16 protein-coding genes and 1 pseudogene are annotated in these 26071 nt (G+C 74.4%); 11 read left to right on the plus strand and 6 right to left on the minus strand.

The genetic code is table 11. The annotated features are described in order from the left end of the window. Positions 1-9 precede the first annotated feature (9 nt). The 3 genes from OIE69_RS33830 (at position 10) to OIE69_RS33840 (ending at position 7828) form a co-directional block, all read left to right on the plus strand. The gene (locus OIE69_RS33830; protein WP_326578263.1) at positions 10-3129 is read left to right on the plus strand and encodes an alpha-mannosidase; all 3120 of its coding nucleotides are present in this window, start codon (positions 10-12) and stop codon (positions 3127-3129) included. A 289-nt stretch (positions 3130-3418) separates the two neighbouring features. Further along, a complete protein-coding gene (locus OIE69_RS33835; RefSeq protein ID WP_326578265.1) occupies positions 3419-6415 on the plus strand; it encodes a glycoside hydrolase family 2 TIM barrel-domain containing protein in 2997 nt (998 codons plus the stop codon). 135 nt (positions 6416-6550) lie between these two features. Then, on the plus strand, positions 6551-7828 hold the full coding sequence (locus OIE69_RS33840; protein ID WP_326578267.1) for a glycoside hydrolase family 18 protein: 1278 nt from the start codon (positions 6551-6553) through the stop codon (positions 7826-7828). Positions 7829-7894: 66 nt separating this feature from the next. Here the strand turns inward: OIE69_RS33840 and OIE69_RS33845 are convergent, their stop codons facing one another. After that, on the minus strand, positions 7895-8677 hold the full coding sequence (locus tag OIE69_RS33845) for a CAP domain-containing protein (protein ID WP_326578269.1): 783 nt from the start codon (positions 8675-8677) through the stop codon (positions 7895-7897). Between the two features lie 448 nt (positions 8678-9125). On the opposite strand from OIE69_RS33845, the gene cobF reads away from it, so the two are divergent. The 5 genes from cobF (at position 9126) to OIE69_RS33870 (ending at position 14614) form a co-directional block, all read left to right on the plus strand. Then, positions 9126-9893, plus strand: coding sequence for a precorrin-6A synthase (deacetylating) (gene cobF, locus OIE69_RS33850; RefSeq protein WP_326578271.1), 768 nt, complete (start codon positions 9126-9128; stop codon positions 9891-9893). A gap of 101 nt (positions 9894-9994) precedes the next feature. After that, positions 9995-11404, plus strand: a complete 1410-nt coding sequence (locus OIE69_RS33855) for an MFS transporter (RefSeq protein WP_326578273.1) — start codon at positions 9995-9997, stop codon at positions 11402-11404. A 513-nt stretch (positions 11405-11917) separates the two neighbouring features. Next, on the plus strand, positions 11918-12922 hold the full coding sequence (locus OIE69_RS33860) for a glycosyltransferase family 2 protein (protein ID WP_326578275.1): 1005 nt from the start codon (positions 11918-11920) through the stop codon (positions 12920-12922). Then, positions 12909-13349 carry a GtrA family protein gene (locus tag OIE69_RS33865; RefSeq protein WP_326578277.1) on the plus strand — a complete coding sequence of 147 codons (441 nt, stop codon included), beginning with the start codon at positions 12909-12911 and terminating at the stop codon, positions 13347-13349. The genes OIE69_RS33860 and OIE69_RS33865 overlap by 14 nt, the downstream gene beginning before the upstream one ends. Continuing rightward, complete coding sequence (locus OIE69_RS33870) at positions 13346-14614, plus strand: NAD(P)/FAD-dependent oxidoreductase (protein ID WP_326578279.1); 1269 nt, start codon at positions 13346-13348, stop codon at positions 14612-14614. The genes OIE69_RS33865 and OIE69_RS33870 overlap by 4 nt, the downstream gene beginning before the upstream one ends. Here the strand turns inward: OIE69_RS33870 and OIE69_RS33875 are convergent. Together OIE69_RS33875 and OIE69_RS33880 are read right to left on the minus strand one after the other, a co-directional pair. Continuing rightward, complete coding sequence (locus OIE69_RS33875) at positions 14563-15606, minus strand: hypothetical protein (RefSeq protein WP_326578281.1); 1044 nt, start codon at positions 15604-15606, stop codon at positions 14563-14565. The two genes, OIE69_RS33870 and OIE69_RS33875, sit on opposite strands and share 52 nt — an antisense overlap. An 86-nt stretch (positions 15607-15692) precedes the next feature. Beyond that, positions 15693-17426, minus strand: coding sequence for a hypothetical protein (locus OIE69_RS33880; protein WP_326578283.1), 1734 nt, complete (start codon positions 17424-17426; stop codon positions 15693-15695). Positions 17427-17611: 185 nt separating this feature from the next. Between OIE69_RS33880 and OIE69_RS33885 the strand changes: the two genes are divergently transcribed. Then, entirely contained in the window at positions 17612-19345 is a 1734-nt protein-coding gene (locus OIE69_RS33885) for an RNA ligase family protein (RefSeq protein ID WP_326578285.1), read from the plus strand. 1 nt (position 19346) lies between these two features. Beyond that, a complete protein-coding gene (locus OIE69_RS33890; RefSeq protein ID WP_326578287.1) occupies positions 19347-22193 on the plus strand; it encodes a poly(A) polymerase in 2847 nt (948 codons plus the stop codon). Between the two features lie 308 nt (positions 22194-22501). On the opposite strand, the gene OIE69_RS33895 is transcribed toward OIE69_RS33890, so the two are convergent. After that, complete coding sequence (locus OIE69_RS33895) at positions 22502-23506, minus strand: ArsR family transcriptional regulator (RefSeq protein ID WP_326578289.1); 1005 nt, start codon at positions 23504-23506, stop codon at positions 22502-22504. Positions 23507-23664: 158 nt separating this feature from the next. Here OIE69_RS33895 and OIE69_RS33900 point away from each other — a divergent pair, with 158 nt between their 5' ends. Next, positions 23665-24984: an acyltransferase family protein gene (locus OIE69_RS33900; protein ID WP_326578291.1), complete on the plus strand. Its 1320-nt coding sequence runs from the start codon at positions 23665-23667 to the stop codon at positions 24982-24984. Between the two features lie 47 nt (positions 24985-25031). On the opposite strand, the gene OIE69_RS33905 is transcribed toward OIE69_RS33900, so the two are convergent. Together OIE69_RS33905 and OIE69_RS33910 are read right to left on the minus strand one after the other, a co-directional pair. Next, positions 25032-25418, minus strand: a complete 387-nt coding sequence (locus tag OIE69_RS33905) for a DUF4259 domain-containing protein (RefSeq protein WP_326578293.1) — start codon at positions 25416-25418, stop codon at positions 25032-25034. Next, positions 25415-26069, minus strand: a pseudogene (locus OIE69_RS33910) (response regulator). Before OIE69_RS33910 ends, OIE69_RS33905 begins: the two are co-directional and overlap by 4 nt. Between the last annotated feature and the right edge of the window lie 2 nt (positions 26070-26071).

Below are 26071 nucleotides of genomic sequence, written 5' to 3' on the forward strand. Positions count from 1 at the left end.
CCAGCACCCATGCACGACGACCGCAAGCAGGTCGAGGCGCGCCTCGACCGCGTCCTCGAACAGCGCATCCGCCCCGCGGTGTACGCCGCGTCGGTGCCGCTGACGCTCACCGCGTGGCACGTGGAGGGCGAACCGGTGCCGGTGGGCGAGGCGCTGGCCGCCGGGTACGAGCCCTTCGCGGTCGGCGACCGCTGGGGCACCCCCTGGTCGACCAGCTGGATACGTGCCCTGGGCACCGTCCCCGCGGAATGGGCCGGCCGGCGCGTCGAGGCCGTCTTCGACCTCGGCTTCATCGGCGACTGGCCCGGCGGCCAGGCCGAGGCCCTGGTGCACGACGCGTCCGGCACCCCGGTCAAGGGCATCGAGCCGCGCAACCAGTACGTGCCCGTCGCGAACCCCGCGGCCGGCGGCGAACCGGTGGAACTGCTGCTGGAGGCGGCCGCCAACCCCGACATCCTGGCCAAGGGCTTCCTTCCGACCCCGCTCGGCGACCGGCTCACCGCGCCCGCGGAACCGCTGTACACGATGGCCCGCGCGGACCTCGCCGTCCTCGACGAGGACGTGTGGCACCTCGTCCTCGACATCGAGGTCGCGGGCGAGCTGATGCGCGAGCTGTCCACGGCCGAGCCGCGCCGCCACGAACTGCTGCGCGCCCTGGAGCGGATGCTCGACGCCCTCGACATCGCGGACGTCGCCGGCACCGCCGCCGCGGCCCGCGCGGAACTCGCCGGGGCGCTGTCCCGGCCCGCCCACGCCAGCGCCCACACGCTGTCCGCGGTCGGCCACGCCCACATCGACAGCGCGTGGCTGTGGCCGCTGCGTGAGACCAAGCGCAAGACCGCCCGCACCTTCTCCAACGTCACCGCGCTCGCCGCCGACTACCCGGAGCTGGTCTTCGCCTGCTCGCAGGCCCAGCAGTACGCCTGGGTCAAGGAGCGCAATCCCGAGGTGTACCGCCGCATGCAGGAGGCGGCGAAAACCGGCAACTGGGTGCCGGTCGGCGGCATGTGGGTGGAGGCCGACGGCAACCTGCCGGGCGGCGAGGCGATGGCCCGCCAGCTGATCCACGGCAAGCGCTTCTTCGCCGAGGAGTTCGGCGTCGAGTGCCGGGGGGTGTGGCTGCCCGACTCCTTCGGCTACACCGGCGCCTACCCGCAGATCGCCAGGCTGGCCGGGATGGAGTGGTTCCTCACGCAGAAGATCTCGTGGAACCAGACGAACAAGATGCCGCACCACACCTTCTGGTGGGAGGGCATCGACGGCACCCGCATCTTCACGCACTTCCCGCCCGTCGACACCTACAACGCTGTGTTCTCCGGCGAGGAGATGGCCCACGCCGTGCGCAACTACGCCGACAAGGGCGGCGGCACGCGTTCCCTGGTCCCCTTCGGCCACGGCGACGGCGGGGGCGGCCCCACCCGCGAGATGCTGGAGAAGGCCCGGCGCCTGCGCGACCTGGAAGGCTCGGCCAAGGTCGTCGTCCAGGACCCGGACACCTTCTTCCGCGAGGCCCGGGCGGAGTACGAGGACGCCCCGGTGTGGTCCGGCGAGCTCTACCTGGAGCTGCACCGAGCCACGTACACCAGCCAGGCCCGCACCAAGTCCGGCAACCGGCGCGGCGAGCACCTGCTGCGCGAGGCCGAGCTGTGGGCCGCCACGGCCGCGCTGCGCGACCCCTCGTACGCGTACCCGTACGAGGACCTCGACCGGCTGTGGAAGACGGTCCTGCTCCACCAGTTCCACGACATCCTGCCCGGCTCCTCCATCGCCTGGGTGCACCGCGAGGCCGAGGCGACCTACGCCGGCCTGAAGGAGGAGCTGGAGGCGATCACCGCCGGCGCCGCCGCGGTGGTGGCCGGCGACCCCGGCAACGGGCCGTCGGCGCCGTGGGTGTTCAACACCTCACCCCGGCCCCGGGCGGAGGTCGTCGCCGTACCGGCGGCGCCGGACGGAGCCGAAGGCCAGCCGCTCGCCGACGGCCGGGTGGCGGTCTTCGCCGAGCTGCCCGCCTCCGGGGCGGGGCCGGTCGTGGCGGGTGAGCCTGCCGGCAGGGTGACCGTCACCGGCCGTGTCCTGGACAACGGGCTGGTCCGCGTCGAACTCGACGACGACGGGCTGCTCGCCTCGGTGTTCGATCTGACCGCGGGCCGCGAGGTGCTGGCCCCCGGCGCGCGCGGCAACCTGCTGCGGCTCCACACCGACCTGCCCAACCAGTGGGACGCCTGGGACATCGACCGGCACTACCGGCGGCAGTACACCGACCTGACGTCCGCGGACGCGATCACCGTCGTGGAGGAGGGCCCGCTCGTGGGCGCCATCCGCGTCGAGAGGTCCTTCGGGGGCTCCCGCCTCGCGCAGATCGTACGGCTGCGCGCGGGCAGCCCGCGGATCGACTTCGAGACGGAGATCGACTGGCACGAGAGCGAGAAGATCCTCAAGGCGGCCTTCCCGCTGGACGTGCACGCCGACCGGAGCGCCGCCGAGATCCAGTTCGGGCACGTCTTCCGGCCCACGCACACCAACACCAGCTGGGACGCGGCCCGGTTCGAGGTCTTCTGCCACCGCTGGGTGCACGTCGCGGAGCCCGGGTACGGCGTGGCCGTGCTCAACGACTCGACCTACGGCCACGACGTCACCCGCGCTTCCCGCGAGGACGGCGGCACCACCACGACGCTGCGGCTCAGCCTCGTCCGGGCGCCCCGCGTGCCCGACCCGCACGCCGACCAGGGCACGCACCGCATGACGTACGCGCTGCTGCCCGGCGCGGCCGTGGAGGACGCCGTGGCGGGCGGCTACGAGCTCAACCTGCCGCTGCGCGTCACCGCCGGGGCGGCGGGCGCGGGGCCGGCCGCGCCCCTGGTGACCCTCGACGGTACGCGGGCCGCGATCGAGGCGGTCAAGCTCGCCGACGACCGGTCCGGCGACGTGGTCGTGCGGCTGTACGAGTCGCTCGGCGGGCGCGCCGCGACCACCCTGCGCGCCTCGTTCCCGGTGGAGCGGGTACAGGTGACCGACCTGCTGGAACGCCCGCTGGAGGGGGAGAGCGCGCAGCTCGGGCCCGACGGAGGGATCCGGGTGTCCCTGCGGCCGTTCCAGATCCTCACCCTGCGTCTCACGCCGCGCGCGTAGCCGCCCCACCGCCCGGAACGGTCCGGCCACCGGCCACCGGCCGCCGACCGACCGTTCCGGGCCGTCCGGGGCGCGCGCACCACGCCCGCCCCGGACGACGCACCGCCCGGCCGCCACCCCGTGCCGTCGCAGCGGACTTCGTCCTCCCGGCGCCGATCGCGCCGCATCGCGGGCCCCGACCCGCGGCCGCCGGGCCACCCCCGGCGACGCCGCCCCGGTCCTCGTCCCCCACGCGGCCCGCCGTCACCGCGCCCCACCGCGAACCGACCGCTCCCGGGAGGGAACCCCCATGCAGGACCGCCGCCCCGCAAGCGCCGAGCCCGCCGTTCCGATCGACCCGTGGGACGCCCCCGAACTGACCGGATGGCGCCGGCTGCCCATGCACGCCGTCGTCCGCCCCGACGCGCCGCGCGTACCGCTGGACGGGCGCTGGCGCTTCCAGCTGCTGCCCACCCCGCGCACCCCGCTCGCCGACCGCTGGGCGGAGACGGACGTGCCCGGCTGCTGGACCGTCCAGGACTTCGAGGACATTCACGGCGTGCGCGATCTGCCGCACTACACCAACGTGACGATGCCCTTCCCCGACCTGCCGCCCTCACCGCCGGCCGGACGCAACCCGACCGGGGTGTACGAGCGGGAGGCCGACGTACCCGCCGGCTGGGCGGGGCGGCGGGTCGTGCTCCACGTCGGGGCCGCCGAGAGCGTGCTGATCGCGCACGTCAACGGCACCGCCGTCGGGGTGGGCAAGGACTCCCACCTCGCCTCGGAGTTCGACGTCACGCACGCGGTGCGCCCGGGGGAGCGCAACACCGTGCGCCTGACGGTCGTCAAGTGGTCCGACGCGACGTTCCTGGAGGACCAGGACCAGTGGTGGCACGGTGGCATCACCCGCTCCGTCCACCTCTACGCCACCGACGCGCTCCACCTGGCGGACGTGGGGATCACGGCCGTGCCCGGCGGCACCCTCGACGTCGCGGTCCGGGTGCGCAGCGGGGAGGGCGTCCTCCCGGCGGGATGGAGCGTGTCCGGACTGCTGTGCACCCCGGACGGCATCCTGCGGCTCCCCGCCGACGAGGCCTTCGCGCGGGCCAACGTCGCGAGCGAGCGCGTCTCGGACTTCCTGGGCGAGGCCCGCATCCGGGCCGCGGTGCCCGGTGTGCGGCCGTGGACCGCCGAGACGCCGCATCTGTACGACCTGACCGTGCGGTTGCACCGGGCGGACGGCAGCGTCGCCGACGAGTCGCGCCACCGCGTCGGCTTCCGCAGTGTGGAGATCTCCGGGGCCGACCTGCTGGTCAACGGCGTCCGGGTCTACTTCCGCGGGGTCAACCGGCACGACTTCCACCCCCTGACCGGGCGGGTGGTCGGCGCCGAGGAGATGCGGGCCGACCTGTGCCTGCTGAAGCGGCACGGCTTCAACGCGGTGCGCACCGCGCACTACCCGCCCGACCCGGCCCTGCTCTCCCTCGCCGACGAACTCGGCCTGTACGTCGTGGACGAGGCCGGCATCGAGACCCACGACCACGCCCACGAGCTGGCCGACGACCCGCGCTACCTGGGGGCGTTCACCGACCGGGTGGCCCGGATGGTGCTGCGCGACCGCAACCACCCCAGTGTCGTCGTCTGGTCGCTGGGCAACGAGAGCGACTACGGGGCCAACCACGACGCCGCCGCGGGCTGGCTGCGGCGCACCGACCCGACCCGGCCCGTGCAGTACGAGGGCGCGGTCAAGGACGCGTGGGAGGAGGCACAGTCCGCGAGCGACATCATCTGCCCGATGTACGCCTCCATCGAGGAGATCACGTCCGGTCCGCACTCCAAGCCGCTGATCCTGTGCGAGTACTCCCACGCCATGGGCAACAGCAACGGCTCCCTGGCCGAGTACTGGCGGGCCATCGAGTCCACCCCGGGCCTGCAGGGCGGCTTCGTCTGGGAGTTCCGGGACCACGGCATCCTCCAGCGGCTCACCGGGGAGGGGGCCGGCCGCCCGGCCGGGCCCGACGCCCCCGCCGACGCGTACGCCGACGGGGTGACCGCCCCCGGCTACCGCTGGGCGTACGGCGGGGACTTCGGCGACACGCCGCACGACGGCGCCTTCTGCGCCGACGGACTGGTCCTGCCCGACCGGACGCCCAAGCCCGCGATGGCCGAGCACCGCGAGATCGCCGCCCCGCTGCGGCTGGAGCTCACCCCCGACCGCCGCGAGGCGCGGATCACCAACCGGCAGCACTTCGCCGGCCTGGCGTGGCTGAGCGCGCGGTGGCACATCGGCGACTCCGGCACCGCCCCCGCCCGGCTCCCGGACCTCGCGCCCGGGGAGAGCGCGGTGGTGCCGCTGCCCACCAGCCTGCTGCCGCACGGCGACTCGCACCTGACGCTGCGCGTCACGACGGCGCGGGACCTGCTGTGGGCGCCGCGCGGCACGCTCGTGTGCGCCCCGCAGGTGGTGCTCGCCGAGGACCACCGGGACCTGCTCACCCGGGCAGGCGCCGTGCTCGCCGCGGACGGGGCCGGGGCCGTGGAACTCGACGACGCCGGACTGCTCCGGCATCCGCTGCTCACCGCCCCGCCCGTGCTGACGCTGTGGCGGGCCCCCACAGACAACGACGAGTGGGGCGGCATCGCCGCTCGCTGGCGCGCCTGGGGTCTGCACGCTCTGGAACGCACCCTGGTGTCGGTCGGCAGGGAGGGCGCGAGCGTGGTGGTGCGCTCGGCGTACGCGACGGACGGCGCGGGCACCGTCGGCCACGAGCAGGTCCTCACGCCGCTGCCGAACGGGGGGCTGCTCGTCGACGAGACCGCGGTGCTGCCGGATGCGCTGACCGACCTGCCGCGGGTCGGCACCGTCTTCGAGACCGTGGCGGGGCTCGACACCCTGGAATGGTTCGGGCGGGGCCCCGGCGAGACGTACCCCGACCGGTGCGCGGGTGCGACCGTGGGGGTCCACAGGGCGGCCGTGGACGCGCTGTTCACGCCGTACCTGAGGCCGCAGGAGAGCGGCGGGCGGCACGACGTGCGCCGCTTCACGCTCACCGGGGCCGCGGCCGGGCCGGGGATCGCCGTCCACCTGGACGTGCCGCGCCAGGTGAGCGTCACCCGTTACCGCGCCGCGGAGCTCACGGCCGCCGCCCACCACGACGAACTCGTGCCGCGTGCCACGTGCGTGGTCAACCTGGACGCCGCCCACCGCGGAGTCGGCACCGCCTCCTGCGGCCCCGACACCCTGCCGGCGTACCGGGTGGGACCGGGCACCCACCGCTGGTCCTGGACGCTGCAGCCGATCTGACGGACGGTCACCGGCGCGCGGGGAGCGGGGACTTCCGCATTGGTGCAGACCATTGACCTCATTGGTCTAGTCCTTCTAGGGTGTCCCCGCACCCCCACGCGCGCTCACGACCGCTTCCTCACCAGAGGTGACTCCATGCCCAGACAGCAGGGATCACGGTTCCGCAGAGCCATGGTCGGCCTCGTCGCCGCCGGCACCGCGCTGCTCACCGCGAGCCTGGTCACCGGCCCCGCCGTGGCCCAGCCGGCTCCCGCGGCGGCGTCCCACGGCCACCACGCCCCGCACACCGCGGGAGCCACGTCGAAAGTCGTCGGCTACTTCATCGACTGGGGCGTGTACGCCCGCGACTACCACGTCAAGAACATCGTCACCTCGGGCGCCGCCTCCCGGCTCACCCACATCAACTACGCCTTCGGCAACGTGACGGACGGAAAGTGCGCCGTCGGCGACCCCTGGGCGGACTACCAGAGGCCCTACGACGCGGCCGGCAGCGTCGACGGCGTCGCCGACGGCACCGAGGAAGGCGCGCTGCACGGCAACTTCAACCAGCTGCGCAAGCTGAAGAAGAAGTACCCGCACCTCAAGATCCTCTGGAGCTTCGGCGGCTGGACCTGGTCGCCGGGCTTCACCCAGGCCGCGGCCGACCCGAAGGCCTTCGCCGACTCCTGCTACGACGTGGTCGAGGACCCGCGCTGGGCCGACGTCTTCGACGGCATCGACCTCGACTGGGAGTACCCCAACGCCTGCGGCATGTCCTGCGACACCAGCGGCCCGAGCGCGTACAAGGACCTGATGGCCGCCGTTCGCCACCGCTTCGGCAAGAAGAACCTGGTCACCGCCGCCATCACCGCCGACGCCTCGGACGGCGGCAAGATCGACGCCGCCGACTACGCGGGCGCGGCGAAGTACGTCGACTGGTACAACCCCATGACCTACGACTACTTCGGCACCTGGTCCGCCACCGGCCCGACCGCCCCCCACTCGCCGCTCACGTCCTACCGTGGCATCCCGGCGAAGGGCGCCAACGCGGCGGCGACCGTCCACAAGCTGCGCAGCCTCGGCATCCCGGCCCGCAAGCTCCTGCTCGGCCTCGGCTTCTACGGCCGCGGCTGGACCGGTGTGACGCGGACGGCCCCCGGCGGCGACGCCACCGGCCCCGCTCCCGGCACCTGGGAGGCGGGCAGCGAGGACTACAAGGTGCTCAAGACCCGCTGCCCGGCCACGCGGACGGTCGCCGGCACCGCGTACGCCCGCTGCGGCGACGAGTGGTGGAGTTACGACACCCCGCTCACCCTCCGCGGCAAGGCGGCCTGGGTGAAGTCGCAGGGACTCGGCGGCGCCTTCTTCTGGGAGCTGAGCGGCGACACCGCCGACGGTGAGCTGATCAACGCGCTCGGCCGCGGCCTGCGCTGATCCCACCGCACGCACGCCGTGAGGTCCGGCCGCCACGGGGGCGGCCGGGCCTCACGGCGTCCTGCTTCAGCGCGCGGCGCCGAAGTCCTGCGTCCAGTAGTTGCCGGGCTGCGCCAGCGCGATCCCTATTTCCTTGAAGGAGCAGTCCAGTATGTTCCGCTTGTGACCGGGGCTGGCCATCCAGGCGCTCATCACGCTGGAGGCGGAGGAGTAGCCGTAGGCCACGTTCTCGCCGTAGCTGCTCCAGTTGTAGCCCACCGAGGAGATGCGGTCGGCGGGTGACGAACCGTCGGAGCCGGTGTGCGACATGTTCTTGTGCGAGGCCATGTCCTTGCTGTGGTCCTGCGCGGCCTCGTTCAGCTTGGCGTTGACCTTCAGGGCCGTGCAGCCGGCCTTGGCCCGCTCCTGGTTCACCAGGTCGAGCACGGTGGCCGAGGCTCCCGTCAGCGTGGCGCCCGAACCCGCGGCCGGGGCGGCCGGCGCGGCGGACGGTGCCGAAGAGGGTGCCGAAGAGGGTGCCGAAGAGGGCGCCGACGACGGCGGGGAGGCGGGGGCCGAGGGTGCGGCGGAGGGAGCCCAGGACGGCTTCCCGCCCCACTGGCCGCCCTTCATCCACGTCCCGTCGGAGGAGCCGTTCGCGGACCCGTTCCAGGATCCGCCCCATGAGCCGTGGTTCCAGCGGCTCTGGCCCTGGCTTTGGCCCTGGCCCTGCGCCTGGGACCCGTCGTACCGCGGGCCCTGCTGGCCGCCGACGCAGGCCATGGCCACCGAGGGCACACCCACGGCGGCGACGGCGAGGGCTGCGACCGTTGTCTTCCGGAAGCGCATCGTCCGGCGGTGCTTCGTCATTGCGTGACCTCACTCGAGGGTTCGGTGTGCGTGTTCACGACCCGCCCGAGCCGCCATGACGGCTGGCGGGCCCGGCCATTGTGTGGACCGTCCCGAACATCGGGCAATGAAAGATCGGTACTACGCGGACTCGTAGCCGCGACGGCTCTTGCGCCCGGCGGGTGAGCGTGCCGCGCCATCGCGTCCCTGTCCCGGACGAGACCTGATGGGCCCTCAGATCGCTTTCCCCGCCCCGGGAGCGGCCCATGACGCCGTACGGATCGGATACCGTCGCCCCCCAGTGCGAATAATGTCCCATTCCGTTCCGGATAGAGCTTATATGCCGCGTGGGTGCCGGCTACTAAGTCGCACCGTAACCACCCAATCCAGCGTGAGGGACCTCACAGGGCCTCCCGGGAACAGTTGCCGCGGTGGCCGTCACGGACGCACCGCAGGGCACAATCACCGCATGCGACACATCCTCGTCATCGGCATCGGCGCGGGCGATCCCGAACACCTCACCCTTCAGGCGGTCAAGGCGATCGGCCGTACGGATGTCTTCCTCGTCCTCGGCAAACCCGAGGAACGCCAGGACCTGATCCGCCTGCGCCGCCGGATGCTCGACGAGCACGCCCGCCCCGGCCACCGCCTCGTCGAGGTCCCCGACGCCGAGCGCGACCGCGGCGCACCCGGCTACGCGGAGGCCGTCGAGGACTGGCGCCGCCGCCGCGCCGACCTGGTGGCGGGCCTCCTCGACACCCACCTCGGCCCCGGCGAGACCGGCGCCTTCCTGGTCTGGGGCGACCCCTCCCTCTACGACAGCGTGATCGCCGTCGTGGAGGAGGTGCTCGCCCGCCGGCCCGGCTCCTTCACCCACGAGGTCGTCCCCGGCATCAGCAGCGTCGCCGCCCTCGCCGCCCGCCACCGCCTCACCCTCACCCGGGTCGGCCGCCCGCTGCAGATCACCACCGGCCGCCGCCTCGCCGAGGGCTTCCCCGCGGACGCCGACGACGTGGTCGTGATGCTCGACGGCCGCGCCGCCTTCGCCGCGATCGACCCCGAGGGCCTCGACATCCACTACGGCGCCTACCTCGGCACCGAGGACGAGATCCTCGTCTCCGGCCCGCTCGCCGAGACCTCGGAGCGCATCCTCCGCGCCCGTGCCGAGGCCCGGGAGCGCAAGGGCTGGATCATGGACACCTACCTGTTGCGCCGCCGTACCGACGAGCCGGGCTGAGCCGCGCGCAGCACGCGCCGTCCGGTCCTGTGATGCGGACTTACCAGCCCTTACTGTGACATCCGGTACTGAGCCCCTGTGTACGGGATGAGGTCGAGGACGTGCCGTTCGCGGAGGCGGCCGGCGGTGACGGGCCCGCGCCCGCCGCCGCGCCGGGCCCCGGCGCCGGGCCGTGGTCGCGGGCGCCGCTGCTCGCGGTGTGCGCCGGCTACTTCATGGTCATCCTGGACGTGACCGTCATCAACGTCGCGGTGCCCGTGGTGGGCCGTGAGCTGTCGGCCTCCCTCACCGGGATCCAGTGGATCACCGACGGGTACACGATGGTGTTCGCCGGCCTGCTGCTCACCGGCGGGGCGCTCGGCGACCGGCTCGGCAACCGCCGGGTCTTCTGCACCGGCGTGGCCGTGTTCACCGTGTCCTCCGCGGCGTGCGCGCTCGCACGGGACGCCCCGGCCCTGGTCGCCGCGCGGCTGGCCGAAGGACTCGGCGCCGCACTGATCGTGCCCGGCTCCCTGGCGCTGCTCCAGCAGGCCTACCCGCTCCCCGCCGCGCGCTCGCGGGCCGTCGGGCTGTGGGGCTCGATGGCCGGCATCGCGGCCTCCGCGGGGCCGCTGCTCGGCGGGCTGCTCGTGTCCACGGTGGGCTGGCGGTGGGTCTTCCTGGTCAACCTCCCCGTCGGCGTCGCCTGCCTGGTGCTGACGCTGCGGCACGTCGCGCCCTCGCCCCGGCGTGCCGACCGGGCCCTGGACTGGCCCGCGCAGTGCGCGGTCGTGGCCGCGGTCGCCCTGCTGACCGCCGTGCTCAACGAGGCCGGGCGGCGCGGGTGGACCGATCCGGCGGTCCTCGCCGGCGCCGGCCTGGCCTTCCTCGCCGCGGCGGCGTTCGCGGTGCGCGAGCGGCTGGCCCGCTCACCCGCGATCCCGCCGCGCATGCTGCGCTCCCGGGCGGTCGGCGGCGGCTCGCTGACCGGGCTGCTGTTCAACTTCGCCTTCTACGGCATGGTGTTCACCGCCAGCCTCTCCTTCCAGCACCAGCGCGGCTACAGCGCGCTGGGCACCGGCCTCGCCCTCTTCCCGGCCGTGGCGACGACGATGTTCGCCTCCGTCCTGTCCGGGCGGCTGGCCCGCAGGACCGGGGACCGCCCGCTCGTCGTCAGCGGCATGGTGCTGGGCGCACTCGGACTCGCCGGCTGGGCCGCGGCGGGCCCCGACCCGGCCTACCCGCTGCTCGTCGCCCCCATGATGGCCGCGGGCTTCGGCACCTCCTTCGCCCTCACCGGCACGACCACCACCGTGATGGCGGCCGCACCACCCGGCTGCTCCGGCACCGCCTCGGCCCTGTTCAACACCGCCCGCCAGATCGGCAGCGCCGCCGGCGTGGCCCTCGGCGGCACCCTCCTCGCCACCGCCGCCGACGACGGCACGGGCCTGCGTCTGTCCATGGCCGCCGGCGCCCTCGCCTACCTCACCGCCGCCGCCCTGGCACTGCGGTGCGTACCGCGCAAGTCCTAGCCTGTCCCCGCGCCCCTGATCGACGACGGCGGGACCGCCCCCGACGCGTGCGTCCTGCGCACCGGCGGTCCCGGCCGCCGTTGCTGCGGGGGGCGCGACGCTCCTGGGCGCGGTCACCCGGCTGCGCGTCGACGAGACCCCGCACCGCCCGGCGCGCGCCGCGCCCATGACGTCCACGGCTCGGTCCGAGGAGGGGCGCGACCGCGCGACCCCGGTGAACTTCCGCGGCGGGGGTCGCGAATACGTCTTCGCCTGGCCGGTCCTGCGGCGAGGCCGCCTTCCTGTGGCGGCGCCGACCACGGCACCCGCCGACGGATACGGCGCCACGCGTCCCACGACGCCCTCACCACCTGCCGGAACTGGCGATTCCGTGACCTGAGTGCCGCTCTGCCGTCAACTCGCCGCGTCGCTTCGGAAAGCCTTTGTTCGCCTTCGATTAAGAGTCGGTCCATAGGTTCGACAAATGTTTGAGAATCCCCATGTGTGCGCAGTGCGCGGTGCGGAGGACCGACGGTGACGACGCAGACCGCTGAATCCGCGACCGCCGTGATCCCGCAGCCGGCGCCGGAATCGGGCGGAACGGCACTGATCTCGTACATCCTGCCCGTGTACAACGAGCAGGACGGCATCCGCCATTTCCACGAGGAGCTGGCCAAGGCCCTCGCCGGACGGCCGGAATTCCGCTACGAGATCGTGTACGTCAACGACGGGTCCGCCGACGGCTCCCTGTCCATCCTCAGGGACCTGGCGAGGAACGACCCCCGGGTGCGGGTGGTCGACTTCGCCCGGAACTACGGCCATCAGATCGCCATCACCGCCGGCCTGGACGAGGCCAAGGGCGACGCCGTCATCATCATGGACACCGACCTCCAGGACCCGCCGAGGATCAGCCTGGAGCTGGTCGACGCCTGGCGCGCCGGTGCGGAGATCGTCCACGCGCGCCGCCGTACGCGCCGTGACACGATCTTCAAGCGCACCACCGCGCACGCGTTCTACCGCATCCTGCGCAGCTGGGCCGAGGTGGACATCCCGCTCGACACCGGCGACTTCCGGCTCCTGGACCGGCGGGCGGCCGACGAGCTGCGCCGCTTCCGGGAGCGCAGCCGCTTCGTGCGCGGCATGGTCGCCTCGATGGGGTTCCGGCAGACCGAGGTCCAGTTCGACCGCGACGAGCGCTTCGCGGGGGAGACCAAGTACCCGCTGCGGAAGATGGCCCGCCTCGCCATCGACGGCGTCACGAGCTTCTCCACCGTCCCGCTGCGGCTGATCAGCCGGCTGGGCTTCGTCGTGCTCGCCCTCTCCCTCGCCGGCATCGTGTACGCGCTGGGCATGAAGGTCTTCCGGCCCGACATCACGGTGTCCGGCTGGACCATGCTCATGGTCGTCACCTTGTTCCTCGGCGGCACCCAGATGCTCGCCATCGGGGTGCTCGGCAGCTACATAGGACGCATCTACAGCGAGGCGCAGAACCGGCCGCTGTACATCGTCCGCGAGGTCCTGCGGCATGACGGCGACTGAGGCGGTCGGCGACGCGGACACCGTGGCCCCGGCTCCGGCACGTCCCGACCGGCGGGCGGACCTGCGGCAGCTGATCCGCTACGCGCTGGTCGGCGGCAGCGGCGTCGTCCTCGACCTCGTGGCCTTCCTGCTGCTCTTCAACGTGCTCGGCCTCGACGAGCAGGTCGCCAACATCATCAGCACGAGCCTGGGCATCACCAACAACTTCGTGCTCAACGCGATCTTCACGTTCGACAAGCGGGACCGGTTGTTCGTGCGCTTCCTGCGTTTCTACGCGGTCGGCCTCACCGGCATCGCCCTGACCTACGTGCTGTTCCAGATCTTCACCAGCGGGCTGGGCATCGACGCGAACATCGTCAAGGCGGGCTCGCTGCCCCTGGTGCTGGCCACCCAGTTCGTGCTCAACAGAAAGTGGAGTTTCGGATGAATCTCGGCATCATCGGTGCCGGCGCCACCGGCCTGACCGCCGCCTACGACGCGGTCAAGGCCGGACACCAGGTCACGGTGCTCGAGGCGGCCGACGAGCTGGGCGGGCTCGCGGCGTCGATCCCCATCGGCGGCGTCCCGCTGGAGCGGTACTACCACCACATCTTCCGCAGCGACCGGGACATCATCGAGCTCATCGAGGAGCTCGGCCTCGGCGACGACCTGCGCTTCCACAAGCCCACCACCGGCGTCTACCGGGACGGCGAACTGCACCCCTTCAGCACCCCGCTGGAGATGCTGCGCTTCCCCTCCTTCTCGCTGGTCGACGGCGTGCGCTTCGGGGCCTCCTCCGCGCTGCTCAAGGCCGTCCGCAGCGGTGAGCGCTACAACGACCTCACCGCCCTGGACTGGCTGCGCCGCCGGGCCGGCCGCAAGGCCACCGAGACCATCTGGGAGCCGCTGCTGCGCGGCAAGTTCGGCGACCGCGCCGACGAGGTCTCCATGGCGTGGCTGTGGGCCCGCGTGCACTGCCGCACCTTCGAACTCGGTTATGTGCACGGTGGCTTCGAGCGTGTGTACGCGGCGCTGCGCGACGCTGTCGCCGCCCGCGGCGGCAAGGTCGAGTTCGGCAAGAAGGTGGAGACCATCCGCCAGCCCGAGGGTGCCGAGCAGGTCACGGTGACCACCGGCGACGGCGCGTCCTACGCCTTCGACCAGCTGGTCGTCACCGTCCCGCAGCCGGTCTTCGCCAAGGCCGCGGACGTCCCCTCCGACGACACCGTGTGGCGCAACCAGTACCTCGGCGCCACCTGCTTCGTGCTCGAGCTCGACCGCAGCGTGATCCCGTACTACTGGCTCAACATCAACGACCCGGACTTCCCGTTCCTGGCCGTCGTGGAGCACACGCGGATGGTCGACCGCGAGGAGTACGGCGGCCGCCACCTCCTCTACGTCGGCAACTACGTGCCGCGGGACGACTGGCGGTTCACCACCGACCCCGCGGAGGTGCTGGACCGCTACATCCCGTACCTGCAGCGGCTCAACCCGGACTTCGAGCGCTCGTGGATCCAGGAGTGGCACTTCTCCCGTGCCCCCTTCGCCCAGCCGGTCGTGACCCCCGAGTACCGCTCGCTCATCCCGGGGCACCGCACCCACATGAGCCGGGTCACGCTCGCCACGATGGCGCAGATCTACCCGCAGGACCGAGGGCAGAGCTACTCCATCGCGCTGGCGCACCGCGTCACGAAGCTCATCGGCGCGAGCTGAGGCGAGGGCGGCAGGGGCCCGGCCGGGCAGGGCCCGGGCCCGGGCCCGAGCCGCGACCAGCTGCCGTCGTCGCCCCACACCGAGAGCGGGTCCACGTAGCGGCGCAGCAGTCCGGTCAGCACCGGGTCGCCGCGTCCCGCCAGCTCGTCCGAGGCCAGCTTCCGCGCGACACCCGCGAGGAAGTCGGCGAGCTGGATCCGCGGGTCGCGGCGCGACTCGGCCAGCCGCAGCCCCGCCGGCCGCAGTTCCGGCGCCAGGGAGGCCCCGAGCCGCGCGATCCGCTCCTCGGTGAGCGAGTTCTGCCGGTCGTGCACGACGTGCACCCGTACCCCGCCCCCGCTCCAGCGCGCTATCGTCCGCTCCAGCGCGGGGAAGAGCGGGTCCAGCGGATCCACGGCCTCCGGCGCCGCCGCGAGCCGCGCGCGGAACGCCTCCGCCCGCGGCCTGGTCCGCCGCAGCACCTCGACCACGCCGGCCAGTGCGCCGTCACCGCCGTCCGCCGGACCCAGCGTCTCCAGTGCCCGGTAGAACGGGTCGACGGGCGCCGGCCCCGCCTCGTGGTTCCTGGTCCGAGCCAGCTCGTTGGCGGCCCGGAGGAACGCGCGCCACCGCTCCGCGTCCACGGTGCGGGGTCCCTCGCGGTAGAGCACGGCCGCCCGCGCCGCCGCGGACGGCCCCGGGGCCAGCACGTCGACGACCGCCACGACCACGAACCACGCCTTGTCGACGAGGTGCACCGAGGCGCCGCCGCCGAGCGGCCCCGCCGGCCCCAGGAACCACTCCAGCACCGCCCGGTGCTTCTCGCGCAGCAGATGGTTCGCCTTGTACTCCTCGGCGGGGGAGCGGATCCGCTCGCGCACCTCCCGCAGCGCCCGCGCCGCCGCGTCGCCCGCGACGCACACGCCCGCGTGCGCGAAGACGTCCGTGTTCCCGCCGATCAGGTTCTCGCCGTCCGAGCCCGACTCGTCGCAGGCGACCTCCAGGAACGTCACCCGCCCATCATTCCGCCCCACCCCCGCCCCCACCACGCATTTTGCGGCCCCGGTAACGTGCCGCCCCCTCCCGGGCGGGTGCGTGGCTAGCGGCGCCGGCAGACGACCGGGGTGCGGGGGTTGCCGGTCAGGGGCGGGCAGTCGTAGGTGGCCTCGACGGTGGCCGCCAGGGCCTTGTCGACGTTGCCGAGCTGGAACCAGGAGCGCTGCAGGACCGCGTAGGGGGCCGGGTCCTCCGTGAGGCAGCGGAGGTTCTCCTTGTAGGACGGCAGTTTGTTGACGTCCGGCAGGTACTTGGTGCGCTGCAGGAACGTCGGGACGGGGTAGCGGCACGGCGTCGGGTGGTCCACGAAGTACGCCACGTCGCCGAAGGCGAGGTAGAGGACCGGCGCGCCGTGCGGGATCTGCCGGTTGACCTCGGCGGCCTCCACCGCGGTCTGGTCGGACCGCGAGGCGAAGCCGGCGTTCCCGTAGACGACGTGGCCGGCGTTCATCAGCTGCGGCGAGCCGGGCCAGATCGCGGCGGCCAGGCAGAAGACCCCGACGACCGCCGAGAGTGCGACGGCGGCGGCCGCGAACCGGCCGGGGCGGGCCGGGCGTACGGCGGTCCTGCGGGCGAGCAGCAGGTCGGCCGTGGCGGCGAGCAGTGCGACCAGGGCGGCCACCCAGCCGGCGGTGACGCCCTGCACGGCGTGCGGGGACTGCTCGGCGAACGGTACGAAGGCCGCGTAGACCGCCGTGACCGCGGTGAAGAACAGCGGCGGCCTGCCGTGCGCGCGGTACCAGCCGGCGACCGCGAGACCCCACAGCGCGGCCGCGCCCACCGGCAGGGAGGCGGCGTGGTAGCCGAACCAGTTGCCCTGCACCGCGACGGCGGCCAGGCACACGAGGACGATCGTGACGGCCAGCGCGGCCAGTTCGGCGCGCCGGCGGCGGTCCTGCCGGCGGGACAGCAACAGCAGCAGCGCCGCCGGCAGCAGCGCGACGACGGGGCTGAGGTAGGCCCGGTCCACCAGGAAGGACGCGGACTTGTCGAGCAGGAAGGAGGGGTCGAGTCCCTTGCGGGTGAGGGCGCCCTGGTTGATCTTCGGCATGTCCTTGGCCCACTGCAGCTCCCGGGAGCCGGCCAGTGCGCTGATCCCGAAGAGCACCAGTGAGGAGACGCCCGTGACGAGGCCGAGCCGCACCGCGCGCATCCGGTCGACGGCGAAGAGCAGCAGCAGTGCCATCAGGGCGGTGGCCGCGGTGGAGTACTTCATCATGACCGCCAGGCCCAGTGGCAGTGCCGCCACGGCCGCCGCCGGCCACGGCCGTTCGATGCCGAGGGCGGCTGCGATCGCCAGGACCGACAGGAGGGTCGCGGTCCACTCGGGCTGCAGGAAGTCGATCTTCGGCGCGAAGGCCAGTGCCAGCGCCACCACGGCGGCGGTGAGCGTCGCGTCGCGCAGCGGGAGCCGCCGGGCCAGCGCCGTGCGCAGGGCCAGACCGGTCGCCACGCAGAGCAGCACGGCAGCGATGCGGATGATCATCTCGCGGGTCGCGGTCGATCCGAAGGTGAGCGAGTCGAGACCGGCGACGAACCAGCGGTAGAAGAGCGGCCGGTGCACGAAGGTGTCCGACGCCGAGAATCCCCCGCCCTTCGCGCTGCGCAGGCAGGCCAGGACGTACCGGAGGTCCCCGTTCATGCCCGAGGTGATCGCCGAATAGCAGAGCAGCGCGAGGGCCGTGACCGCCCCGCCCCACAGTGCCGGCCGGAGGGTTCGGCGACGTGTCGGCAGGGGGAGCAGCCTGTTGAGCGTGAGGAAGCCGGAATCGTTCACGGGCAGAACGTAGCACCCAATTAATTGGCTTATGTGTATCGGGAATTGAGATGCCGCACATTAACCGTTCGTTTTCCCGGAATTCATTGCTCCCCGGTGGCGCGCCTCGGTTAATCGGTGGCCCGGCGGGCTCCCGCGCTCCTACAGTGAGCGCGCACCACGTCGTCACGGGGGAATCCGGCACCATGCGCACGCACTATCCACGCACACCGCACCTGCCCTGGTCGCCCGGGGCCACGCCGGACGACATACGCGCCGGGAACCCCGGGGCGCTGCGGGGCCGCGAGGTCGTCGTCACCGAGAAACTCGACGGCGAGAACACCACCCTCTACCGGGACGCGATGCACGCCCGGTCGCTCGACTCGGCCCACCACCCCTCCCGGGCATGGGTCAAGGCCCTCCAGGGGCGGATCGGCCCGCTCCTCCCGCCCGGCCTGCGGGTGTGCGGGGAGAACCTGCACGCCCGGCACTCCCTCGCCTACGAGGACCTGGACAGCTGGTTCTACGGCTTCTCCGTCTGGGACGGCCACCGGTGCCTGGACTGGGACCGCACGGTCCGCTTCCTGCGGGGGCTCGGGATCCCGGTGCCGCCCGTGCTGTGGCGCGGTACGTACGACGAAGGCGCGCTGCGCGCCCTGCGCCCGGACACCTCACGCCAGGAGGGCTACGTCGTCCGCACCGTCGACGGCTTCCCCTACGAGGAGTTCGGCCGCCACGTCGCCAAGTGGGTGCGGACCGGCCATGTGACGACCGGCACCCACTGGATGCACGCCCCCGTCGTCGAGAACGGGCTGGGCCCCGCCGCCCCGCTGTGGGCGGTACGCTCCGGCGCGGCTCCCGACGCCGGAGCGCTCGCCGCCGCGGTGGGCCTCGCCGTCACCGGCTCCGGGTCAGCCGACCGCGCCGCCGACGTCTCCGCCCGGCTGGACGTCCTTCGCCGCACCGGTGACGCCCGCCTCGCCGGGGTCCTCGCCGCCCTGCTGCACGACATCCCCCGCGCCCGCCTGGCGGCCGGCCTCGCCGGACCGCTCGGCATGCCGCAGGCCCGGCGCGTGGCCGACCTGGCCGGACTCCACCCGGCGCTGCACCGCCCGTACCCCGACGAGGACCGGGCGGCCGGTCTCGCCCGCATGGCGCTCGCCGCGGACCTCGGCGTCCTGCACGCCGTGGCGGCCGCGGCGGCGCCCGACGGCGAGGCCAGGGAGCAGACCGAGTGGTCGGCGCGGCACGCCGAGGAGGCCGGCCTGCTCGGCCCCGACCCGCTCGGCCCGCTGCGCCACGGACTGCGCGCGGCCCTCGCCGGGCTCGACCCCGAGGCCGCCGATCGCTGCTGGGCCGAGGCACGAGCGGCGTACGCCGCGGGGCGCATCGGCGGCGCGGAGGAGGCCGAGGCAGCGACCTGGCGGTGGCGTACCGGGGAGTTCCCCCGCCTGATCCACCTGACGGGACCCGCGGGCAGCGGCAAGAGCACCTTCGCCGGCACCCTGCCCGGCGGCGCCGTCCGCATCGCCCTCGACGACCTGCGCCTCGCCCGCGGTTCCCGCGCCGACCAGCGCGCCAACGCCGACGTCCTGCGCGAGGGACTGCGCCGGCTCGACACCGCCCTGACCGGGCGTGCGACGGTGGTGTGGGACGCGACGTCCCTCACCCCGCACCAGCGCTCCCTGGTGCACGCGGTGGCCCGCCGCCGCGACGCCCTGACCACGCACGTGGTGACCCTGGTCGACGAGGAGGAGCTGGCCCGGCGCAACGCCGGGCGCGCCCACCCGGTGCCGCCGGCCGTACTGACCGCGCAGGCCCGCCGGTTCGCCCCGCCGTACCCCGGCGAGGCCCACCGCACCTGGTACGCCGGCGCGGACGGCGCCGTCGGCGACACCGACGGCTCGCTCGGCGGCACCGCGAGCGGACAGGAGGCGTGACATGCGCACCAGCGAGGAGATCTACCACCGGGTCCGCTGGGACGCCCGGTTCGACCCGGCGCGCTTCGTGATCGGCGTGCACCAGCGCGGCGCCGCGCCCAAGCGGATCCCGCTGCCCGCCTTCGTGCCGGGCGGTGACATCCCCTGGCACCGCGTGCTGTTCGTCGAGGCGGACGGAGAACTCGTCTGGGACCGGGCCACCGGCACCGACCGCATCGACGCCACAGGCGCCGGGCGGGTCCGCGACCCCCGCCTGCTGCGCCCGCCGTTCTTCACGGCCCGCGTCCCGCACGCCTGGGACGACGACGGACACGCCTGGCGGCCCGCCGGGCGGGCGACGACCGGCCGCGCGGGGACGGCGGACGGCGGCCGGCTGCGCGTCCTGACCTGGAACACCCTGTGGGACCGGTACGACAGCCACCGGATCGGCACCGCCCGCCGCCGCCCCCTGCTGCTGCGCGCACTGGAGGAGGCGGACGCCGACGTCATCGCCCTCCAGGAGGTCGAGCCCGCGCTGCTCGACATGCTGCTGCGGGCCGACTGGGTGCGCGCCCGCTACACCCTCGGCACCGACCCGGCCGGACGCGACACCGACGACACCGGGGTCCTGCTGCTCAGCCGGCTGCCCGTCCGGGAGGCCGCTCAGCACGCCCTCGGACCGCACAAGGCCGTCGCCGCGATCACCGTCGACACGTCCGCCGGACCGCTGGTGGTCGCCGCCACGCACCTCAGCAGCGACCACTCCGACGACGGCCCGGCCCGAAGGCAGGCCGAACTCGCCCGGCTGGCCGAGGGACTGGCCGGCGTCGAGGGAGATCTGCTGCTGCTCGGCGACTTCAACGACGGCGGCGACGGGCCGGCGCTCGCCCTCGGCCTGCGCGACGCGTGGACCGAGGCGCACGGCCCGGACGACCGCACCCCCACCTTCGACCCGTCGGTCAATCCGCTGGCGGCGGTCTCCTCGCTCAGCGGCCGCGTCTCCCGGCTCGACCGCGTCCTGCTGCGCGACGGCGGACCCCGCGTCACGGGTGCCCGGCTGCGCGGCGACACCCCGGCGGAGGACGGCCTGTACATCTCCGACCACTACGCCGTGGAGGTCACCCTCGCCCTCACGGCGGGCGCGGAGGACGAGGCCGAAGACGTCATGGACCTGCCGCCCACCGCCCGCACCGCCGTGGCCTGGCTGCCACCGGACGAGCTGTGGCCCGCCGTCCAGGCGGTCCGCCGCGACCACGATCCGCAGATCCACCGCTGGCCGCCGCACGTCAACCTGCTCTTCGGCTTCGTGCCGGAGTCCGCGTTCGAGAGCGCCGCGCCCCTGCTGTCCGAGGCCGCGGCCGCCGTCCAGCCCTTCACCGCCCGCCTCGACGGGGTGCACACCTTCGGGCACCGCGAGGACGCCACCGTCTGGCTCGACCCGGCGGCCGGCGGCGGCACCTCCTGGGCGGTCCTCCAGCACGCCCTCGCCCGCCGCTTCCCCCGCTGCCGGAGCCGCGCCGAGGGCTTCACACCGCATCTGTCGCTCGGCCGCACCCGGGATCCGCTGCGGGTGGCCGCCGACTGCGCGGCCCGGCTGCGCGGGAGCACGGCACAGGTCGGCGAACTCGTCCTGCTCTCCCGGCGCGGGGACGAACCGATGCGCGTCCGGGCCACGGTCGCACTCGGCACGGGGGTGCTGCACTGGGTGCCCGACACGGCCGACACCGACGGCCCCGACAGCCCCGGCACCCCCGACGACCTGCCGCACGCCGAGGAGACCGAGCGGCGCGTCGCCGACGCCCTGGGCGACGGCGTGGTCCACCTCGCCGGGTCCCGCCGTATGGGCTGCGCGCTGCCCGGCGCCGACCTCGACCTCGTCGCGGCGCTCCCCGGCACCGCCGACATGGCCGAGGTCACGGCCAGGGTGACGGCCGCGCTGCCGGAGGCCACCCGCGTACGGGAGGTGACCGGAGCCCGCGTGCCGGGACTGCGCTTCCGCGTCGGCGCGCTCGACGTCGACCTCGTGGTCGTCGGCACCGGCGGCCTCGACCCCGCCGAGGCCGTGGCCCGCCGCGCCGGACTCGGCGAGGCCGCCGCCGTGGCGCTGAGCGCCGTCAGTGACGCCGACGCGGTCCTCGAACTCGCCGGTGACCACGACCGCTTCGCGGGCCTCGCCCGCGACGTGAAGGCCTGGGCCCGGGCGCGCGGCCTGGACTCCGCGCCCTTCGGCGGCCTGCCCGGACTGGCCTGGGCGCTGCTCGCCGCCCGCACCGTCCACGACGCCCCCGGCCTGGCCGGCGCCGCACTGCTCCGGCACTTCTTCGCCACCTGGGCCGCCTGGGACTGGCGTCAACCGGTCGGTGCCGCAGGGCAGTCGGGCCCGGCGGTCTCCATCGCCACCCCCACCGAGCCCGTCCGCCCGTGCACCGCGCAGGTCGGCCCGGACGGACGCGACCTGCTCGCCCAGGAGCTCTACCGCGCCTGGGAACTGCTGGAGTCCGCGGCCGGCACCGGTGCCGGCCCCCGGCCCGCGCCGGCCGCCCCGCCCCCGCTCCACCGCCGCCACGCGGCCTGGGCGGTACTGGCCGTCCGCGGGGCGACGGAGGCGGAGCTCGACGCCACCCTCGGCCGGGTCCGGGGCCGCGTCCGCGCGCTGCTCACCGCGCTGGAGGACGCCGGCACCGGCGGTGTCCACGCCTGGCCCCGCCCCTTCCGTACCACCGCCCGTTCCGCCCACTACGCCATCGGGCTCGGCCCCACGCCGCCTGACGCGGCCGCCCTCGTCCGGATCACCGGTCCGTGGAGCCGCGGTCTCCCCGGGGTCGAGGTGACCCGGGCGGAGGGCGGCGCCGTGCCGACGTTGCGGTGAGCGCCCCCACGCTCCCTTCCGCGGCCCGCGTCCGGGCGCCGATGGGCGCGAGACTGCGGGTGAGCCGTACCACGGGCGGCGTCCGCGTCCGGCCCCCTTCCGTTCCGCCCATTACGCCGTCGGCCTCGGCCCCACGCCGCCTGACGCGGCCGTCCTCGTCCGGATCACCGGTCCGTGGAGCCGCGGTCTCCCCGGCGTCGAGGTGACCCGGGCGGAGGGCGGCGCCGTGCCGACGTTGCGGTGAGCGCCCCCACGCCCCTTCCGGGGCTCAGCGGGAAGACGGGGAGTGCCGCGGCCGCCGCCGGAGGTCAGGCGGCCGTGAACTCCACGATCCCGATGTCCCCCGCCGTGCGCACCGAGGACACCCGCAGCCCGGCGTCCGCGCCGAGCGCGGTCAGCGCGGCCACCCCGCGCTCCCGGCCGCCGAAGTACACCAGCATGCGCAGGTCCATCGCGGCCACCGTCGACTCCTGGTCGGCGCCCACCTTCTCCACGACGAGCACCCGGCCCTGCTCCCCGGCGGCCTCGGCGCAACGGCGCAGCACGGTCCGTGCCGCGTCGTCGTCCCAGTCGTGCAGGATCGCGCAGAGCAGGTAGCCGCCGGCCCCCTTGGGCAGCGCGTCGAAGAAGCTGCCCCCGACCGCGTCACCGCGCTCGTCGAGTCCGGCCGCCGCCAGCGTCGCGCGGGCCGCGCCGGCCGTGGCGGGCTGGTCCAGCACGGTGCCGCGCAGCCCGGGGAAGGCGGTGAGTAGCGCCGCCAGCAGCGTCCCGTCGCCGCCGCCCACGTCGACCACGTGCCCGAGCGCGCCCCAGTCGTACGCCGGGACCAGCGCGGTCGCCCACTCGGCGACGTCGGCCCCCATCGCCCGGTCGTACGAGCGGGTCCGCTCCTCGTCGGCCGCCAGGTCCTCCCAGAACCCGCGGCCGTACTGGCGGGGGAAGGCGGCCGTGCCCGTGCGCACGCTGTGCGGCAGCTGCACGAAGGCCAGCTCCGCCCGGCCGAGGCCGCCCTCGGTGTCCAGCCACTCCCGCAGCCCGCCCGGATGGCCCGACCTCAGCTTCTCGCCCCGCGCCGTCAGCGCGTAACGCCCGCCGCCGTCCCGGGTGACCACCCCGGCACCGGCGAGGTGCCGCAGCAGGCGGTCCAGCGCGCCCGACTCCGCCCCCGTCTCCTGCGCCAGCTCGGTGGCGGTACGGGGACCTTCCACCAGATGGTCCGCCACCTTGAGCGTCGCCGCGGTGCGCAGCGCCATCGGCGTCACCAGATCCGCCAACCGCCACAGGGACTCGTCCCGTTGCTCCTTGCCCGTCATCCGCGCCTTCCTCTCCTCGCGACCGGCCGGCCGGCCTCGCCACGACGCGTGGGTCCTGCAAGCGATGTACCGCGGTCAGGTTGCGCCGCGGGCACGAATCGGTTGCGGCCGCCGCCGATCGCGGCGCCACGCGCCGGGGTCGGGCAGCATGACCCGGCATGGAGCGAGACCCGTACGTCGACTTCCTGCGCGCCCTGGCGATCTGCATGGTCGTGCTCGGCCACTGGCTGATCACCGCCCTCGTCCGTGAGCCGGGCGGCGGGATCGTGGCGCCCGAACTCCTGGCGGAGATCCCCTGGACGCAGTGGCTGACCCTGGGCTTCCAGATCATGCCGCTGTTCTTCCTCGCCGGCGGCCATGCCGCGGGCGGCTCCTGGGCCCGCACCCGGGCGGCCGGTGGCACGGCGGCGCCCTGGCTGGCGCGACGGGCCCTGCGCCTGCTGCTGCCCGCGGCCGCCTACTGCGGGCTGGTGCTGCTCGCCGTCGGGATCTGCTCGGCGGCCGGCGTGGACCGGAGCACGCTCCGGCTCGCGGGATGGGCGATGGCCATGCAGTTCTGGTTCCTCCCGGTCTATCTGCTGCTCAGCGCCCTGACCCCGGTGCTGCACGCGGCACACCGGCGCTGGGGGCTGTGGGTCCCGGCGGCCATGGGCGCGGTCGCGGTGGCGGCGGGCACGCTGGTGACGGCGGGCGCCCCCGCCTCCATCGGGCCGGTCGACTACGTGCTGGTCTGGGGCGTGGCGTACCAGCTCGGGTTCTGCTGGCGCGAAGGGCAGTTGACGCTCCCGCTCGCCGCGGGGATGGCGGTCGGCGGCGCGCTGGCCTTCACGGCGCTGATCACCCTCGGGCCGTACCCGGTGAGCCTGATCAGGGTCACCGGGGAGACCGTCGGCAACACCGACCCCCCGTCGCCGGCCATGCTGGCCTGGGTGGTGGCCCAGGCCGGCGGTTGCCTGCTGGCCGCGCCCGTCGCCCGGCGGGCCCTGCGGGGCGCACGCGTGGGGCGGGCCGTCGGGTTCCTGGGCGGCGCGAGCATGACCCTGTACCTGTGGCACATGCTGCCCGTGCTGCTCGCCGCCGTGTTCTACCTGGCCGGCCTCGCCCCCGACGCCCCCCTCGGCAGCGCCGCGTGGTGGGCGTTCCGCGTGCCCTGGCTGCTGGTGCTCGCGGTGCTCCTGGCGGGCGTGCTGGCCGTACTGCGCCCGCTCGAACGCGCGCTGGCCCGCCTGTCCGGCGCCGCGGCCCCGCCGCCCGGCGCCCGCCACGACCGCCCCGCCCTCCTGTGGACGGGCCTCGCCTGCTGCGTCACGGCCCTCGCCTACTGGTCGGTGTACGGCCTCGCCCCCGACGGCCGTTTCCCCACCCTGCCGGCGCTGGCCTTCGCCGTCGGCACGGCACTTCTGACGCTGCCCCACCGCCCGGCACCGTCCGCGCCCCACGACGGCGAAACCGCGGCGCCCGCGCGGGAGGCCGCCTGACGCGACCCTTCCCGCGCCGGTCCGCGACCGAGCGCGCCCGGTCACGCCTACGCCCTGCGCTCGGCGAGTTCCGCCAGCGCGTCGAAGGTGGCGACGAGGACCTTCCGCCGCTGCGCGCGGTACTCCGGCGAGGGGTCCGGGCCGTCGATCGCCCCGTCCCATGCGGCGAGGAAGGCCGCCTTCCACTCCCGGACCCTCGCCGCGGCGGGGAGCACCGCGCCCGCCCAGCCCCGGGAGGCGATCAGGTGCAGCAGTTCCACGTTGCAGGGCACGGCCACGCCCCAGTACTCGTCGGGCTCCAGCGTCCCCGGGGCGCCGGCCACGGCGTCCTCGACCTCGCGGACCAGCCGCCCGGTGACCAGCGACAGGTGGTCCGCCGCCGTGTCCTCGTCGAAGTTGCCGCTGCCCCAGCCGCCCATCGTTCCTCCGCTCACGGTTCGATCAGCCCGGCCCGGATCGCGTACCGGGTGAGTTCCAGCCGGTCGCGCAGGCCCAGCTTCTGGAGGATGTTGGTGGCGCTCGACCGTCTTGGCGCTGATGAAGAGGATGTCCCCGATCTCCTTGGAGGTGTGGCCCTCGGCGACCAGTTTGAGGATCTCCTCCTCCCGGTCGGTGACGGCCCGCGCGGGCAGCGGCTCGCCCTGCCGGGCGCGTTCCAGGAGGTTGCGCACCAGCGCGGTGACCGCGCCCGGGTAGATGAACGGCTCGTCGCGCACCGCTGCCCGGCAGGCCTCCACCAGATCGCGGTCGGCGACGGACTTCGGGACGTAGCCGCTGGCCCCGGCGCGCAGGGCCTCGAAGAAGAACTGCTCGTTGTCGTGCATCGTCAGCATGAGGATGCGCAGCCGGGGCCGCAGCCGGGACAGTTCGCGGGCCGCCTGGAGCCCGGTGAGGCGGGGCATGGCGATGTCGAGGACGGCCAGGTCGAGTTCGTGGGCGCGGGCCCGCTCGATGGCCTCGGCGCCGTCCCCGGCCTCCGCGACGACGGTCAGGTCCGGTTCGTCGTCGAGGATCATCCGCACGCCGCGGCGCACCAGCGCGTGGTCGTCGGCGAGCAGGATCCGGGTCTTCGCCGCCTCGGGCACGG

It is taken from the genome of Actinacidiphila glaucinigra (genome assembly GCF_035918135.1).
In the GTDB taxonomy this organism is placed as follows: domain Bacteria; phylum Actinomycetota; class Actinomycetes; order Streptomycetales; family Streptomycetaceae; genus Actinacidiphila; species Actinacidiphila glaucinigra.